The sequence below is a fragment of the Mycobacterium sp. genome (assembly GCF_049281135.1).
Classification (GTDB): domain Bacteria; phylum Actinomycetota; class Actinomycetes; order Mycobacteriales; family Mycobacteriaceae; genus Mycobacterium.
The window spans coordinates 1-15638 of sequence record NZ_JBAPRN010000553.1; the positions used below are offsets into that span (position 1 = coordinate 1).

The following is a 15638-nucleotide window of genomic DNA, read 5'->3' on the forward strand; positions in this document are numbered from 1 at the left end:
CGCGTAATTCGTCGCGGACGTCGAACCAGTCGGTGTGCAGCCTGACCTCGATGCGGTCGTCGGCCGCCATATTCTGCAGCCAAGCGGTGTAGCCGTCGACCGGCAGGCCCTCGTAGGTGTCGTTGAAGTAGCGGTTGTCGAAGGTGTAGCGCACCGGCAGCCGGGTGATGTTGGCCGCCGGCAGCTCCTTGGGGTCGGTCTGCCACTGCTTGGCGGTGTAGTGCTTGACGAACGCGTCGTACAGCGGCCGGCCGATCAGCGAGATCGCCTTCTCCTCGAAGTTCTGCGCGTCGTCGCTCTTGATCTCGGCGGCCTGCTCGGCGATCAGCGACCTGGCCTCGTCGGGCGTGAAGTAGTGGCCGAAGAACTGCGACACCAGACCGAGGCCCATCGGGAACTGGTAGGCCTGGCCGTCGTGCATGGCGAAGACCCGATGCTGGTAGCCGGTGAAGTCGGTGAACTGCCGCACGTAATCCCACACCCGTTTGTTGGAGGTGTGGAACAGGTGCGCGCCGTACTTGTGCACCTCGATACCGGTCTGTGGCTCGGGCTCGGAATAGGCGTTTCCGCCGATATGCGGACGCCGGTCGACGACGAGCACCCGCTTGCCGAGCTGAGTGGCCACGCGCTCGGCAATCGTCAGACCGAAAAATCCGGAGCCGACGACATAGAGGTCAAAGCGACCGGAAGGAGAAGTCATCGGTTGCCTAGGGTATCCGACTACGAGACCGCCGCCCGTTCGGCGCGGGGGTCTTGGCGCGACAACATCGACTGCAAGCCCATACACCGGCGTGGCGGGTAACGATAGTGCAGATTTTGGTGACGAACGTCGCGATCTGCTCACGATTGGATCTCGTCACTCTAGTCCCATCAATCACGTACGTACCATCGGTCATGTGCGCTGAGAACGACCTATCAGGCACCTTGCCCTCGGGCATGACGTTGACCGCATTTCCAGATTGAGGAGACTTCCGTGCCGAACCGACGTCGACGCAGGCTCTCGACAGCCACGAGCGCGTTCGCCGCTCTGGCGGTCGCGAGTCCTTTTGCTTACATCGCTGTTTGCGACCTGACCGCCAAGCCCGCACCCGTGCACCACGAGTTCGTCCGGGCCGCGTCCATGACCGACCTGCCCGGCGAGCTGATGGGCGCGCTGACACAGGGGTTGTCGCAGTTCGGCGTCAGCCTCCCGCCGATCCCGAGCCTGACCGGTGCCACCAGCCCCAGCAGCTTCGGCACTCCCGGCCTGGGCTCGCCCGATCTGGCCAGCCCTGGGCTGACCTCGCCGGGCTTCACGTCACCGGGTCTGACCACGCCGGGCCTGACGTCACCGGGTCTGACCACGCCGGGCCTGACCCCCGGCCTCACGACTCCGGGTCTGACCCCGGGCGCAACCCCGGGCCTGACCCCCGGGCTGACGTCTGGAACGACTCCGGGCCTGTCCACCCCCGGCCTGACCAGCCCCGGGCTGACACCTGGGCTGACCAGCCCGAGCGCCTTTGACCCGGCCACCGGTGCCGGTGGCCTGTCGAGCCCGAGCGAACTGCCGATCAGCGACCCGGTCGGATTGGACCCCGGTGCCGGCGGTACCTACCCGATCCTCGGCGACCCGTCTCTTGGCGCGGCGCCGGCCCCCAGTGGCGGGCTCGTCAGCGACATGATGAGCGCGGCCAACCAGCTGGGCGCGGGTCAGGCCATTGACTTGCTCAAGGGCATGATCCTGCCGCAGCTGCAGAACGCGGCACACGGCGCGGCGGCCCCGGTTCCTCCGCCACCCGTGCCGGCGCCGATCCCCTGATCGCACCCGCGGCTTCGGATTTCCCCCCGAAACGGCACCGCAGAAGTGGGCTCCTGGCTTGACCAGGGCCGCTCAAACTCTGCGGTGCCGTGCCGCGCCAAGATCACTTTGTTCACTTGAGTAGCGTGTCGAATCATTTGCACCAATAGACACATACGTAACATCGGATCGTGCCGTCCCGCCGTCGTCCGCCGACGATGCTGTTCACCGCCATCGCGGCGACCGTCGTCATCCTGCCGTGGGCGGCAAGCGAACATCGGGAACAGTCGGCCCATCACGGCGACACTCAACTTGCCCAGCAGCCGCTGATCGGCCTTCGCGGCGGCGTCACGGTCCGCGAAATCAGCCAGCCAACGCCGTTTTCCATGGTGGCACTGACCGGTGGAGACCTCACCGGTACCTCGGCGCGAGTCCGCGCTCGGCACCTCGACGGCTCGTGGGGCCCGTGGTACGACACCGAGACGCTGCTCTCTTCGGGTGACCACCACTCGACCCCGGGTCCACGCGGCACCGATCCCGTCTTCGTCGGCAAGACCACGACGGTCCAGATCTCAGTCACCCGTCCGGCCGGCGCGCCGCAGACCGTCCCGCCGAAGACCGCGTCGCACGCCGGCCTGGGTTACATCCCGGCCAACGCGCAACAGCCTCTGGCGCAGAACATCTCGGCTATTCTCATCTCCCCGCCAGAGGCGCCCGCCGACACCCAGTGGACACCACCGACCGCGATCGTCGCGGCGGGCCAGGCGCCGAACATCATCTCCCGCGCGCAATGGGGCGCCGACGAAGCGGTGCACTGCGGAAACCGGCCGTTGGACCAACCCATCCGCGCCGCGGTGGTCCACCACACCGCCGAGAGCAACGACTACCAGCCACAGGATTCGGTGGCGATCGTCCAGTCGATCTACGCGTATCACACCCAGATCCTGGGCTGGTGCGACATCGCCTACAACGCGCTGGTCGACAAGTACGGCCAGGTATTCGAGGGCAGGGCCGGCGCGCTGGTCGGGCCGGTGCAGGGCGACCACACCGGCGGTTTCAACCGGGACAGCTGGGGAGTGGCGATGATCGGCAACTTCGACGACGTGGCGCCGACGCCGATCCAGCTGCACACGCTCGGCCGGCTGATCGGCTGGCGGCTCGGCATGGACCACATAAACCCAAGAGGCACAGTCGCTTTGCCGTCAGCCGGTGGGGAGAACACCAACTTCCCACTCAACGCCATCGCGACGCTGCCGACCATCTTCAGTCACCGCGACGTCGGCGCCACCGACTGCCCCGGCAACGTCGCGTATGGGCTGCTTGACGAAATTCGGGAAACCGCAGCGCATTTCAGCGGGCCACCGAGACCCGAAGACCTGGCCCTGTCGCTACAAGGCGGTGCCATCTACGACCGTTGGCAGACGATCGGCGGCCCGAGCAGCATCCTGGGCGCACCCACCTCGCCGGAAGCGACCGGCGAGGGCGACACCCGCTACGCCAACTTCGACCGCGGCGCGATGTACTGGTCGCCGGAAACCGGTCCGCAAGCAGTCACCGGAGCCATTTACGACGCGTGGGCCTCACTCGGCTACGAGCGGGGAGCCCTGGGCCTGCCGACCAGCTCCGAATTCCAAGAGCCGCAATGGGTGAAGCAGAACTTCCAGCACGGCACGCTGAACTTCGACCGGCTCAGCGGGCGGATCAGCCGGGTCATCGACGGCGTGGTCGAGGAACTGCCGCCGCCGTCCGCGACGGGACCGCCGGTTCAGCTCGAGCGGTTCTCCCCCGTGGCGCCGGCCGCTTAGCGACCGCCTACAACCACCAGCGTTCCAGCACGCGCGCCACCCCGTCGTCGGCGTTGGTTGTGGTGACCTCGTCGGCCGCCGCGAGCGCGTCGGGGTGCGCATTACCCATTGCCACTCCGAGACCGGCGCGCAGGAGCATCGGCACGTCATTGGGCATATCGCCGAACGCGACCCAGTCGGACGCGGGAATGCCAAGCGGTCCAGCGATTTCGGCGACGCCGTTGGCCTTGTCGACACCGACCGGCACTATCTCGACCAACCCGTTGTTGGTCGAGTAGGTGATGTCGCCCTCGACACCGACGTGCTTGGCGAGCGCGGCGGCCATGTCGGCGCTGCGCGCGCCCGCCTTGCGGACCAACAGCTTGACGGCGGGCGCACTGAGCAGGTCGTCGACGGAGACCTCGGTGTTGTCTGGGTTGAGCCACGCGTGCTCGTATCCCGGCGAACTGACGAACTGCGGGGTGGCGCTGTCGTGCGCGCTGGCCCCAACCCGCTCGACGGCCAGGCCGGCTCCCGGGATGACCCGGGTGGCGATCTCCGCCAGCTCGCACAGCGCATCGACGGATAGCGTCTTGGCGGAGAGCACCCTGTCGGTCTCCGGGTCGTAGATCACACCACCGTTGGCGCACACCGCAATCGGCGCAAAACCGAGCCCGTCGACCACCGGCGGGATCCATCGCGGCGGGCGGCCGGTGGCGAGCACGAACAGCACGCCCGCATCGATGGCCGCACGCACGGCGTCGCGGGTGCGCGCAGTGACTTCTTCGTCTTCGCCGAGCAGGGTGCCGTCAACGTCGCAGGCGATCAGCGCGGGCAGGGTCATTTGCAGGCCACTGTGCCCAATCTTCTTCCACAGCAGGCGATCAATGCGTTCCGCTTTGGCTTTGTCCGGGGCGGGTGACGCCGTCGGTCCCGTACCTGTCGAGGCGCTCCTGCAGTTCGTGGAGTCGGATCTTCTGCGAGTCGTCGCGCGTCGGCGCGCTACCGCCAAGCCGGCGCGGCACCCAGTACTCGCCTTCCGGGTGCGGGTACTCCTCCTGCACCTGGTACAGCAACTCGTTCATCGCCGCGCGCAGGGCGAGGTTGAGTTCTTCGGCGGTTCCGTGCGGGGCCAGCGGGCGGCCGGCGGCGACGGTGATCGGAACCTTGTTGCGGAACAACTTCTTTTCGTGATCCTTGGGCCAGATGCGGTGGGCACCCCAGACGATCAGCGGGACGATCGGCGCCTGCGCCTCCAGCGCCATTCTGGCCGCGCCGGTCTTGAACTCGCGCAACTCGAAACTGCGGCTGATGGTGGCCTCGGGATGCATCCCGATCAACTCGCCCTCGCGCAGCCGCTGCACCGCGGTGTCGAAAGCGTCATGCCCTTGCCGGCGGTCCACCGGAATCAGCCGCGCGTGCTTGATGACGTAGTTGACCGCCTTCACATCGGCCATCTCGGCCTTGATCATGAAGTACATCCGTCGGCCGCGCTCGCGGGCGGCGAACAACGGCGGAAGCCAGTCCAGGTAGCTGGTGTGATTCTGGGCGAGCAGCGCGCCACCGCGCTCCGGGATGTTCTCCAGCCCCCGGAAGGTGAACTTCGTCCCATTCATCGCGACTACCGGTGGAACGACCCATTCTCCGAACCGGTAGAACGGCTCTGGCATGGCGGTCGCTCCTTACTATCCGTTTGCTGCCAGCCACGCTCAGGGGCTGGGCTCTGCCCGCCTGCGGACGCGCTCGGCCTTTTCAGTGTCCTCAATAATTTTTGCCTCCGCTACCGTAGGTGCGCTCCCGCCCAACCGCCGCGGCACCCAAAAAGCACCCTCTGGATGCGGATACTCCTCTTGAACACGATGCAGCAGCGAAGTCATTCCCTCGCGCAGCGCGGCGTCCAGATGCTCGGCATCGCCGGTCGGCGGCAACGGCTCGCCTGCGGCCACGATCACCGGGATCTTCTTGTAGCCGACATTGCGCGGGTGACCTTTGGTCCAGATCCGCTGGGCGCCCCACACGATCAACGGGATGATCGGCACCTCGGCTTCCAGGGCCATCCGGGCCGCACCGTTTTTGAACTCCTTGAGCTCGAAGCTGCGGCTGATCGTCGCCTCCGGCATCACGCCGACGATCTGGCCGTCCCGCAGTCGCCGGACGGCTTCGGCGTACGCCTCCGCGCCGGCGCCGCGATCGACCGGAATGTGCTTGCAGTGCCTGATCAGAAAGTCGACGAACTTCACCTGCTGCATCTCGGCTTTGAGCATGTAGCGAACATGCCGCCCCCGAGCGATCCCTGCGAGCCCGGCCGGCAGCCAGTCGACGTAGCTGGTGTGGTTGATCGCGATCACCGCACCGCCGGTGCGCGGGATGTGTTCGAGGCCTTCGTAGGTGATCCTGGTGCCGGTCGCCGCGACGAGGACCTTGGCAGTGACCGCGACCGCGCGATAAACGGGCTCCATGGCCGTTATTCGGAGCGACCCGCCTTGCGCGCGGCCCTCGCTGCTGCGCGCTGGCTGGCTTCTTCGGCGTCGAGCTGGGCGGCCTCGGCCAGAGTCGGTGCGCTGCCACCGAGCCGGTGGGGAACCCACCACTCGCCGGGAGGGTGCGGACCGTATGCGTCTTGCGCCCGCTCCAGCAGATGCTGCATCCGGGAGTGCAGCAAGGTAGTCAGTTCGGCCGCGGGCAGCGTCGGCTGAATCGGCTCACCGACCAGCACCACGATCGGCACCTTCGGGCGGAACATCTTCTTGGGATGGTCCTTGGTCCAGATCCGTTGGGCGCCCCAGACGATGTGCGGAATGATCGGCACATTGGCCTCGATCGCCATCCTGGCGGCACCGGACTTGAATTCCTTGATCTCGAAGCTGCGGCTGATTGTCGCTTCGGGATAGACGCCGACGAGTTCGCCGGCCTTGAGCCGCTCGACGGCGACGGCGTACGACGCGGCGCCGCTGGAGCGGTCCACCGGGATATGCCGGCAGCCCCGCATGATCGGTCCGGTCAGCTTGCTGTCGAAGACTTCCTGTTTCGCCATGAACCGGACTTTGCGCGTGCGGTGCTCCCGGAAGGCGGGTAACCCGGCGAGGGTGAAGTCCATGTAGCCGGTGTGGTTGATGGCAATGACGGCGCCGCCGGTGGCAGGGATGTTCTCCTGCCCGATGACCGTGAAACGCAAACCCTGCACCCGCCACACAGTTCGGACGAGCGCGATCACCGTTCCGTATACCGGCTCCACGGTGATCAAGCCTAGTGTTCGCGCCTGAGTGGCTCTAGCGGGTCGGGCCTTTCACCGCGCTCCCGCTAAGCTCGGAGCGGCAGACGAGCGTCGCGTAACCAGTCCTTGAAGGGTGTCAGTGCAGGTCACAAGCATCGGCCACGCCGGCTTTCGGATCGATACTCCGGCCGGCAGCATTCTGTGCGACCCCTGGGTCAACCCGGCCTACTTCGCATCGTGGTTCCCGTTCCCGGACAACAGCCGCCTGGACTGGCAAGCGCTGGGTGACTGCGACTATCTGTACGTCTCACATCTGCACAAGGACCACTTCGACGCCAAGCTGCTGACCGAGCACGTCAACAAGGACGCCACCGTCCTGCTGCCGGACTATCCGGTGCCAGACCTGAAAAATGCTTTGCAGCTGTTGGGCTTCCACCGCTTCTTCGAGACCACCGATTCGGTGAAGCACCGGCTCAGCGGTCCGAAAGGCGAGCTGGACATCATGATCATCGCGCTGCGTGCGCCCGCCGACGGCCCGATCGGCGATTCGGCGCTGGTGGTCTCCGACGGCGTGACGACCGCCTTCAACATGAACGACGCCCGGCCGGTGGACCTCGACGTGCTGGCGAACGAGTTCGGTCAACTCGACGTGCACCTGCTGCAGTACTCCGGTGCGATCTGGTACCCGATGGTCTACGACATGCCGGAGCGCGCCAAGGAGACGTTCGGCATTCAAAAGCGGCAACGCCAGATGGACCGAGCCCGCCAGTACATCGCGCAGGTCGGGGCGACCTGGGTGGTCCCGTCCGCCGGCCCACCATGCTTCCTGGACCCCGCGCTGCGTGACCTCAACGACGACCACGGGGATCCGGCCAACATCTTCCCCGACCAGATGGTCTTCCTCGACCAGATGCGTGCCAACGGCCACGACCGAGGTCTGCTGATGATTCCCGGGTCGACGGCTGAATTCTCTGGCGCACAGCTTGATTCGCACCGGCATCCGGTGCCTACCGAAGAGGTCGAGGCCATCTTCACCACCGGCAAGGCGGACTACATCGCCGACTACGCCGCCCGGATGGAGCCGGTGCTGGCGGCGGAGAAGGCCGGCTGGGCGGCCGCGACCGGAGAATCGCTGCTCGAGCCGCTTCGCACGGTGTTCGAGCCGATCATGCTGGCCAGCGACGAGATCTGCGACGGCATCGGCTACCCGGTCGAGCTTGTTCTCGGGTCCCCGGCAGGCCAAGAGAAAGTTGTGCTCGACTTTCCCAAACGCACGGTGCGAGAAGCTATTCCGGACGAGAAGTTCCGCTACGGGTTCGCCATTCCGGCCGAGCTGGTGCGCACCGTGCTGCGCGACAACGAGCCGGACTGGGTCAACACCATCTTTCTGTCGACCCGGTTCAGGGCTTGGCGGGTGGGGGGCTACAACGAGTACCTGTACACGTTCTTCAAGTGCCTCACCGACGAGCGGATCGCCTACGCCGACGGCTGGTTCGCCGAAACGCACGACGACGCCGCGTCAGTCACCATGGACGGCTGGGAGATTCAGCGGCGATGCCCTCATCTGAAGGCCGACCTGTCCAAGTTCGGCGTGGTGGAAGGCGACACCTTGACCTGCAACCTGCACGGCTGGCAGTGGAACCTGGAGAACGGCCGCTGCCTGACCGGCCGCGGTCACCAGCTTCGGAGTTCGCGGGCATGAGCGCATTGAACTCCTATGACGATGGCCTGGTCCAGCTGGACCGGGAGGCGATCACGCTGCGCCGCTACCACTTTCCGTCCGGCACGTCGAAGATCATTGCGCTGAACAACATTCGCGGCTACAAGGCCGAAGCGCTGGGTCTGCTGCTACATCGGTTCCGTATCTGGGGCAGCTCAGACCTGCGCCGCTGGCTGCCGCTCGATATGGGCCGGCCGTTTCGGTCGACCTTGATCACGCTGGACGTGCGGGGCACCCGACCCAGCCCCGCGTTCACCCCGGCCAACGCGGATGAGTTCATCGCGCTGCTGGATCGGCTGCTCGACGAGCGGGACTAGCGCCCGGCGTCATCCAGTGCCGCACGGGCCGCGACTCGCGTCGACTGTGCAGGTTATGCACGGGAATGTCCGCCGTTGGCATTTATAAGCTACACAGTCGGCGCCCGGCCCAGCCCCGCGTTCCCCCCGGCCAACGCGGGTGAGTTCATCGCGCTGCTGGATCGGCTGCTCGACGAGCGGGATTAGCGCCCGGCGTCATCCAGTGCCGCACGGGCCGCGTTGTACCCCGGGATAAACGTGATACCCGGGCCGCCGTGGCATCCGGTGCTGGCCAGGTACAGACCGTCGACCGGAAGCGGCTGTCCGAGAAAGCCTTTCGGCCCGGGCCGGTTGGGCCCGACCTGGTTGGCGTGGAACAGGCCGTGGCAGTAGTCGCCGCCGGGGGCGCCGAACATCACCCCCATGTGTTTGGGCGTGAACGTGGTGTGCCGGCTGATGCTGCGCTCGAAGTTCGGCGCCAACCGGGTGATCTTGTCGATCACCCGCTGACCCATCTCGACCTTCGCCGCGCCGTAGTCCACGTCACCCTCGATCGGGAACCACAGTGCGAACGCCGACGCCGCGTGCTTGCCCGGGGGCGCGAGGCCGGGATCGTTCTGCGAGGGGACCTGGAAGACCACCGTCGGGTCGGCGGGCACGATCCCGCGCCGGCAGTCCTCCCACTGCTGCTGGACTTCTTCGGGCGTGCAGAAGATTCCGATCGACGCCTGCATGCTCGGCTCGTTCAGCGCCTCGTACGGGGCGGCGAATTCGGGAGCCTCGTCCAGCGCGAAATGCATCTGGATGTAGCTGCCTCGGTGATCGATCCGGGCGTAGCGCTCGCGGATATCGGCGGGTATCGCCGCGGAGTCGATCAGTTCGTTGACGGTCAGGTCGGGCGCGACTGCGGAGACGACGATCGGCGCGGTCACGGTCTGCCCCGCCTCGGTGCGCACCCCTTTCACCTTGCCCTCGGTCACCAGCACCTCGGTCACCTTGGTGCGCAACCGGACCTCGCCGCCCTCACGCTCGAGCACCTCGACCAGATGCTCGGTGAGCGCGCCGATGCCGCCACGCAGCTTCTTCATCTGCATGGTGTCGCCGTCGGGAACGCCCAGCCCGAAGGCCAGTGCGGCCGCGCTGCCCGGGGTGGCCGGGCCGCGGTAGAGGGTGTTGACGGCCAAGACCGTCATCGAACCGCGCAGCGCGCCGTGCTTCTCGCGGTCCGGAAGATAGCGGTCAAGCACGTCGGTGACCGACCCAAACAACATGTCGTCGATCGCGGCGCGTTCGAATTCATTGGTGGCACAGGCATACATCTCGTCGAGAGTCTTGGGTGGCGCGCCGGCCTCGAACCGACCCAGTGCCCGGGTCGGCGCCATAGCCCAGCCCATCAGGCCGGCCATGCCGTTGACGGCGTCTGCCCCGTGCACCTCGTTGAGATGGGTGAACAACTTGATCGGGTCGCTGTACTGCACCATCGGGTCGTCACCGACGCCGCGGAGCGCCACCGACATCACGTCCAGGTCGATCGTCGGAATGGTGTCCAAGCCAAGCTGTTCGCGGACCACCGGTGCGGTCGGAAACTGCACGGACCCCGCGATCTCGAAGTGATAGCCGTCGAACAGTTCCACCGTCGAGGCCATGCCGCCCGCGTAGAGCTTGGATTCCAGACACAGCGTCCGCAGTCCCGCTTTCTGCAGCAGCACCGCGGCGGCCAATCCGTTGTGTCCGGCGCCAATCACGATCGCGTCGTAGTCGGTCATCTGCTCCGCCTTCCGCTCTGCTGCGCAGGCTGACATGGATGGCATGTTTTGTCAATTATGACGAAACTGAGTCCGCCCAGGTATCGGTGATGCCGGCTCGCAGCGTCTCCAACGCGACGTGGCAGACCCGCGCGAGCTCGCCCAGCGATCGGTTGTCGCCGAGCATCCAGACCTCCATCGCACCGAAGACCGCCGCCGCGATGCAGCGCGCGGTCACCGCGAAGCGCACCTGCTCGTCCGGCGACGGTTCGCCCGTGGCGCTCCGGCGTTGTAGCTGGGTCGTGATCGCGTCGGCGAAGTCGGCCTGCACATCCCGGATGTGCCGGACGATGCGGCCCGGGTCGATCTCGTCATCGCGCAGCGCGGCGATCTTCCCAACGGCGTCAACGTCATACGGGAAGGCGAAGATCGCGGCCTGCACAGAATCGATGATCGATTCGTCGGCCGGCCGATCGGCCAGTGCCGCGCGAAACCAGTGCAATCCGGTGTAGTCGGCGAACAGCAAGTCGTGCTTGGAGGAGAAGTGTCGGTAGAAGGTGCGCAGCGACACCCCGGCATCCGCCGCGATCTGCTCGGCGGAGGTGTCCTCGACGCCCTGGGCGAGGAACCGCACCAGCGCCGCCTGCCGCAGCGCCTCGCGGGTGCGCTCGCTGCGCGCAGTCTGCGCCGGCCGGATCATGCCTGTAAATTACCTCAAATCCTGTTATGTCAATATTGACAAAACTTCGACACCGGGGTGAGACTGCGGCAATGGTCTCGATAGTCGTCCACTTTCTCCTAGGGCTTGGCTGCATCGTCTGGATCGTCGCGTCGAATCCGAAGATCTACGCGAAACCAGAAGGCGGGAGTTGGCTCTCCCCACTCGAATGCGTGTACTACGCCGCCGGCATCGCGTCGATCGTGCTTGGTTATTGGTTCAACATCCATTTCGTCCTGGCCGCGCATGGGCAGGGCAATCTCATCTCGGGCCCGGCGAGCTATCCGGAATTCATCAAAGGACAGTTCGCCACCCCGGCATGCGGCTCCGGCAACCAGGACTACATGATCGCGAATGTCATTCTGATGCCGGTGTTTACCATCATCGACGGTTACCGGCGGGGGCTGCGGCGCCCGTGGCTGTTCTTTCTTTCCAGCTTTTTCACCAGCTTTGCTTTCCCTTTCGCGTTCTACTTCGCGACCATCGAACGTCAGCGGCGCCACGCGCAAAGCTCCAGCGCGGCAACGACTGTCGACGCTTAAGCGCTGACCCCGTCGCGGAAGTCGGTTTCGTCGTCGGTGAACTCGGTTTTGTCCTCGGTGAAGTCGGACAGCGGCAGCGGCCAGTCGTGATGGCCGGCCTGGTTTCCGCCGCGCCGTTTGGCAATGTACATCGCGTCGTCGGCTGCCGAGATCAGCTCGAAAAGTAAGTCGTCGTCATCACCTGGCCGGTAAGCAGGATGAATGCGGGCGGTGCCGATGCTGGCAGTGATACCGAACGGGAGGGCGGCGATGACGTCGCATAGCTGCTGCGCCCGATGGCTTATTTCGTCGGGGTGCCAGATGTCGGCGATGACGAATTCTTCGCCACCCGAACGGCCGATGACCGCGGTGTCATCGGTGGTGTCGCGCAGCGCACGGGCGACCGAGATCAACGCATCGTCGCCGGTGCGGTGTCCGTAGTTGTCGTTGAGCTGTTTGAACTGGTCCAGGTCGATCATGGTGACCACGAAATGACCGAGTTGGTCGCGACCCTGCTCCAGGCGCGCATTGGCGCGACGGCGAAAAGCCCGCCGGGTCAGCAGGTCGGTCAGCTGATCACTCTCCGCCCGCACGGCGTCGGCACCGAGCACGTGCACCACGACCTGGATACCGAACGGCACAACCAGGGTGAGCAGCAGCAACAGCAGGTACGCGGACACCCCCGAGATGAGGTTGTACCTCGACGCCATCCGGCCGGCTTCGAACCCACCGACCGTGCTGGCGACCGCGAAATGGATCGCCAGCACTGGCGCGGTGTGGAACAGCGCGATGTAGCTGGCCGTCGCCGCGAACGCGGTACAGGTCAGCACGCCGACGACGGTGTGGTGTTGAGCCAGCGCGATCAACGCGATGCTCGCGGTCGCCACCGTGACGAACCGAATCGCCGCGGTGCGGCTCGGCCAGCGCGTCGCCCACAACAGCGCTCCGCCCGCGGCACAGACGGAGGCGGTCAAGGTGCAGGCCAGCGAAACCGCACTCCGCGGACCGGTGGTGCTCCAGATGGTCGCGAGGGCTACGACCGCCAGACCACTCGCGATCAGCGAGATGGTGGCTCGGGTCAGGGTGTCCATGCCGCGGGCCTGGAGGTGCGAGCTCAGCCGCTCATAGTGATCGGACTGGCGCCACCACAGCCTCAGCCAAGCCATCGCGCTCTTCTCTCACCATCCGAAGATGGTCGCCCCATCCGCGCCAACAGGACGCGGTCACAAGATGATAGTGCAGCGACGAAACCGCTAGCTGAACGTAGCTGCCGGCGATGGTGGCAAAGCGGCTACGCCGGCTCGAGCACCTCGGTACCCACGAAAGGCACCAGAGCCTCGGGCACCCGCACACTTCCGTCGGGTCGCTGGTGGTTCTCCAGAATGGCGACCAGCCAGCGCGTGGTGGCCAGGGTGCCGTTTAGCGTCGCGGCGATCTGCGGTTTGCCGTTGGAATCGCGGTAACGGGTGGCCAGTCGGCGGGCCTGGAATGTGGTGCAGTTGGACGTCGAGGTCAGCTCGCGGTAGGCCTGCTGGGTGGGCACCCACGCCTCGCAGTCGAATTTTCGGGCCGCCGATGAGCCGAGATCGCCTGCAGCGACATCGATTACGCGATAAGGCACCTCGATGCGGGCCAGCATCTCGCGCTGCCAGCCCAGTAGCCGCTCATGTTCGGCCTCGGCGTCGGCGGGATTGCAGTAGACGAACGCCTCGACCTTGTCGAACTGATGCACGCGGATGATGCCGCGGGTGTCTTTGCCGTAGCTGCCCGCTTCCCGTCGAAAGCAGGACGACCAGCCGGCGTAGCGCAGCGGGCCGCCGGAAAGGTCGAGGATCTCGTCGGCGTGGTAGCCGGCCAGCGGAACCTCCGACGTGCCGACCAGGTACAAATCGTCGGCCTCCACCCGGTAGATCTCGTCGGCGTGCGCACCGAGGAACCCGGTCCCCGACATCACCTCCGGACGCACCAGCACCGGCGGGATGATCGGGACGAAGCCGTTGTCGGCCGCCAGCCGGATCGCCATCTGCAGCAGGCCCAGCTGCAGCAAGGCACCCTGTCCGGTCAGAAAGTAGAACCGCGAGCCGGCTACCTTGGCGCCGCGTTCCATGTCGAGCAGGCCCAGCGCCTCGCCGAGCTCGAGGTGGTCCTTGGGGTTGTCGATCGCGGCCGGCTCACCGACGACGTCGAGGACGGCGAAGTTGTCCTCCCCGCCGGCCGGCACGCCGTCGATGATCACGTTCGAGATCGCCATGTGCGCGGCGGCGAACGTCGCCTCGGCCTCGGCCTGCTGTACCTCGGCTGACTTGACTTGCTCGGCAAGGTCTTTGGCCTGTTGCAACAGCTTGGGCCGGTCGTCGGCGGAAGCGGCGCCGACCTTCTTGCTGGCCGCCTTCTGGTCGGCGCGCAGCGAGTCGGCCGACGAGATAGCGGTCCGGCGGGCGGTATCGGCGGCCAGCAGCGCGTCGACCAGCGCCGGGTCTTCGCCTCGCTTCTTCTGCGACTCGCGCACGGCATCGGGATTGTCCCGGAGCAGCTTCAGGTCGATCACGGGCTAGAACCCTACGCGGGTGTCGTGGACCGACGACAACCATTTACTTCTGCAACAGCTGTCACTAAGTGCGGTGCGCCTGTCAGAATGGATCCGATGTGGCACGAATCCGAACGCGACGAATCCCGGGCTGACCGGCCGGGTCGTTGGCTGCCGCGGGTCGGGTGGCTGACCGCCCTGGGCGGGACGCTGCAGGCCTCGGCGACCCGGCGGGCGCTGTTGCTGGCCGCTCTGGGTGGTCTGCTGATCGCCGGGCTGGTCACCGCGCTGCCGATCGGTGGCGGTCCCGGCCGGCTGGCCGGCTACATCGACCCGGTGCCCCCGACCGGGTCAAACGGCAACAGCGCATTGAACCACGCCGTCAGCGGCGACTGCCTGACATGGCCGGACCGGATGCTAGAGGCCGCCAAGGTTGTCGACTGCAGGGACGATCACCGTTTCGAGGTGGCCGAGTCGATCGACACGCGTACCTTCCCCGGCTCGGAGTACGGCCCGTCGGCGCCGCTGCCGGCGGCTAGCCGAATCGAGCAGCTCAGCCTGGAGCTGTGCGAGTCGGCAGCACGCCGCTACCTCGGCGCGAAGTTCGACCCGACCAGCAAGTTCGTCGTCAGCGGACTGTGGCCCGGCGACAAGGCGTGGCGGCAGTTCGGCGAACGCCGGATGCTGTGCGGCCTGCAACTTCCAGGGGCCAACAACGAACAGCTCGGCTTCAAGGGCAAGGTCGCCGATGTCGAGCAGTCCAAGGTCTGGCCGGACGGCACCTGCCTGGGCATCGATGTCACCACCAATCAGCCCTCCGACATCCCCGTCGATTGCACCGCGCCGCACGCGATGGAGGTCACCGGCACGGTCAACCTGCTGGCCAGGTTCCCGGAGGGGCTGCCGCCAGAACCCGAGCAGGACAGCTTCATCAAGGACTCCTGCACCAAGCTGACCGACGCCTTCCTCGCGCCGGTGCAGTTGCGCAGCACCACACTGACATTGACGTACAACACGCTGTCACTGCCCAGCTGGTCGGCCGGTAGTCGCCAGGTGGCCTGCAGCATCGGCGCAACGCTGGGTAACGGCGGCTGGGCGACATTGCTCAACAGCGCCAAGGGCCCGCTGAAGATCAACGGCCAGCCCCCGGTTCCGCCACCGGACATCCCGCAGGAACGGCTCAACCTGCCGCCGATTCCGACCGGCCCCACCCCGGGCGGGGGCGGCGCCTCGCCGACCGGATCGAACGGTTCGTCGAGCTCGTCCGGTTCATCGAGCGCCTCCGGCTCGAGTGGCTCGTCCGGATCGTCCAGCCAACGTCAGGGCAACCAGCACC

General features: G+C 66.4%; 15 protein-coding genes. 6 read left to right on the plus strand and 9 right to left on the minus strand.

Annotation, left to right across the window (positions count from 1 at the left end):
* Positions 1–700: UDP-galactopyranose mutase (locus tag WAN02_RS21575; RefSeq protein ID WP_422266258.1), on the minus strand; the 700-nt coding region annotated here is incomplete at its 3' end.
* Positions 701–973: 273 nt separating this feature from the next.
* Here WAN02_RS21575 and WAN02_RS21580 point away from each other — a divergent pair.
* On the plus strand, positions 974–1798 hold the full coding sequence (locus tag WAN02_RS21580; protein ID WP_422266259.1) for a hypothetical protein: 825 nt from the start codon (positions 974–976) through the stop codon (positions 1796–1798).
* A 170-nt stretch (positions 1799–1968) separates the two neighbouring features.
* Positions 1969–3582 carry an N-acetylmuramoyl-L-alanine amidase gene (locus WAN02_RS21585; protein WP_422266260.1) on the plus strand — a complete coding sequence of 538 codons (1614 nt, stop codon included), beginning with the start codon at positions 1969–1971 and terminating at the stop codon, positions 3580–3582.
* Between the two features lie 7 nt (positions 3583–3589).
* Here WAN02_RS21585 and WAN02_RS21590 read toward each other — a convergent pair whose 3' ends face one another.
* The 4 genes from WAN02_RS21590 to WAN02_RS21605 are packed head-to-tail and all read right to left on the minus strand — an operon-like array spanning position 3590 to position 6796.
* A complete protein-coding gene (locus tag WAN02_RS21590; protein WP_422266272.1) occupies positions 3590–4411 on the minus strand; it encodes an HAD family hydrolase in 822 nt (273 codons plus the stop codon).
* Between the two features lie 34 nt (positions 4412–4445).
* Positions 4446–5231 carry a lysophospholipid acyltransferase family protein gene (locus WAN02_RS21595; protein WP_422266261.1) on the minus strand — a complete coding sequence of 262 codons (786 nt, stop codon included), beginning with the start codon at positions 5229–5231 and terminating at the stop codon, positions 4446–4448.
* A gap of 39 nt (positions 5232–5270) precedes the next feature.
* Positions 5271–6020: a lysophospholipid acyltransferase family protein gene (locus tag WAN02_RS21600; protein WP_422266262.1), complete on the minus strand. Its 750-nt coding sequence runs from the start codon at positions 6018–6020 to the stop codon at positions 5271–5273.
* A gap of 5 nt (positions 6021–6025) precedes the next feature.
* Positions 6026–6796 (minus strand): lysophospholipid acyltransferase family protein, encoded by a 771-nt coding sequence (locus tag WAN02_RS21605; RefSeq protein ID WP_422266263.1) that lies wholly within the window; start codon positions 6794–6796, stop codon positions 6026–6028.
* Between the two features lie 118 nt (positions 6797–6914).
* Between WAN02_RS21605 and WAN02_RS21610 the strand changes: the two genes are divergently transcribed.
* Complete coding sequence (locus WAN02_RS21610; protein ID WP_422266264.1) at positions 6915–8477, plus strand: Rieske 2Fe-2S domain-containing protein; 1563 nt, start codon at positions 6915–6917, stop codon at positions 8475–8477.
* Entirely contained in the window at positions 8474–8812 is a 339-nt protein-coding gene (locus WAN02_RS21615) for a hypothetical protein (protein ID WP_422266265.1), read from the plus strand. The genes WAN02_RS21610 and WAN02_RS21615 overlap by 4 nt, the downstream gene beginning before the upstream one ends.
* 182 nt (positions 8813–8994) lie before the next feature.
* Here the strand turns inward: WAN02_RS21615 and WAN02_RS21620 are convergent, their stop codons facing one another.
* Together WAN02_RS21620 and WAN02_RS21625 are read right to left on the minus strand one after the other, a co-directional pair.
* Positions 8995–10557, minus strand: coding sequence for a phytoene desaturase family protein (locus tag WAN02_RS21620; RefSeq protein ID WP_422266266.1), 1563 nt, complete (start codon positions 10555–10557; stop codon positions 8995–8997).
* Between the two features lie 55 nt (positions 10558–10612).
* Positions 10613–11236 (minus strand): TetR/AcrR family transcriptional regulator, encoded by a 624-nt coding sequence (locus WAN02_RS21625; RefSeq protein ID WP_422266267.1) that lies wholly within the window; start codon positions 11234–11236, stop codon positions 10613–10615.
* Positions 11237–11307: 71 nt separating this feature from the next.
* On the opposite strand from WAN02_RS21625, the gene WAN02_RS21630 reads away from it, so the two are divergent.
* Complete coding sequence (locus tag WAN02_RS21630) at positions 11308–11796, plus strand: DUF2834 domain-containing protein (RefSeq protein WP_422266268.1); 489 nt, start codon at positions 11308–11310, stop codon at positions 11794–11796.
* On the opposite strand, the gene WAN02_RS21635 is transcribed toward WAN02_RS21630, so the two are convergent.
* Both WAN02_RS21635 and serS read right to left on the minus strand, forming a co-directional pair.
* Positions 11793–12941, minus strand: coding sequence for a diguanylate cyclase domain-containing protein (locus WAN02_RS21635; protein ID WP_422266269.1), 1149 nt, complete (start codon positions 12939–12941; stop codon positions 11793–11795). The genes WAN02_RS21630 and WAN02_RS21635 overlap by 4 nt on opposite strands.
* Before the next feature lie 125 nt (positions 12942–13066).
* On the minus strand, positions 13067–14323 hold the full coding sequence (gene serS / locus WAN02_RS21640; RefSeq protein ID WP_422266270.1) for a serine--tRNA ligase: 1257 nt from the start codon (positions 14321–14323) through the stop codon (positions 13067–13069).
* Positions 14324–14410: 87 nt separating this feature from the next.
* On the opposite strand from serS, the gene WAN02_RS21645 reads away from it, so the two are divergent.
* On the plus strand, positions 14411–15638 hold a 1228-nt coding region (locus WAN02_RS21645; RefSeq protein WP_422266271.1), incomplete at its 3' end, for a septum formation family protein.

What these genes read in the sequence shown, in the direction of transcription:
- WAN02_RS21630 (WP_422266268.1), top strand. Translation starts at nt 11,308, where the DNA reads ATGGTCTCGATAGTCGTCCACTTTCTCCTAGGGCTTGGCTGCATCGTC.
- WAN02_RS21595 (WP_422266261.1), bottom strand. Translation starts at nt 5,231, where the DNA reads ATGCCAGAGCCGTTCTACCGGTTCGGAGAATGGGTCGTTCCACCGGTA.
- WAN02_RS21615 (WP_422266265.1), top strand. Translation starts at nt 8,474, where the DNA reads ATGAGCGCATTGAACTCCTATGACGATGGCCTGGTCCAGCTGGACCGG.
- WAN02_RS21625 (WP_422266267.1), bottom strand. Translation starts at nt 11,236, where the DNA reads ATGATCCGGCCGGCGCAGACTGCGCGCAGCGAGCGCACCCGCGAGGCG.
- WAN02_RS21600 (WP_422266262.1), bottom strand. Translation starts at nt 6,020, where the DNA reads ATGGAGCCCGTTTATCGCGCGGTCGCGGTCACTGCCAAGGTCCTCGTC.
- WAN02_RS21635 (WP_422266269.1), bottom strand. Translation starts at nt 12,941, where the DNA reads ATGGCTTGGCTGAGGCTGTGGTGGCGCCAGTCCGATCACTATGAGCGG.
- WAN02_RS21620 (WP_422266266.1), bottom strand. Translation starts at nt 10,557, where the DNA reads ATGACCGACTACGACGCGATCGTGATTGGCGCCGGACACAACGGATTG.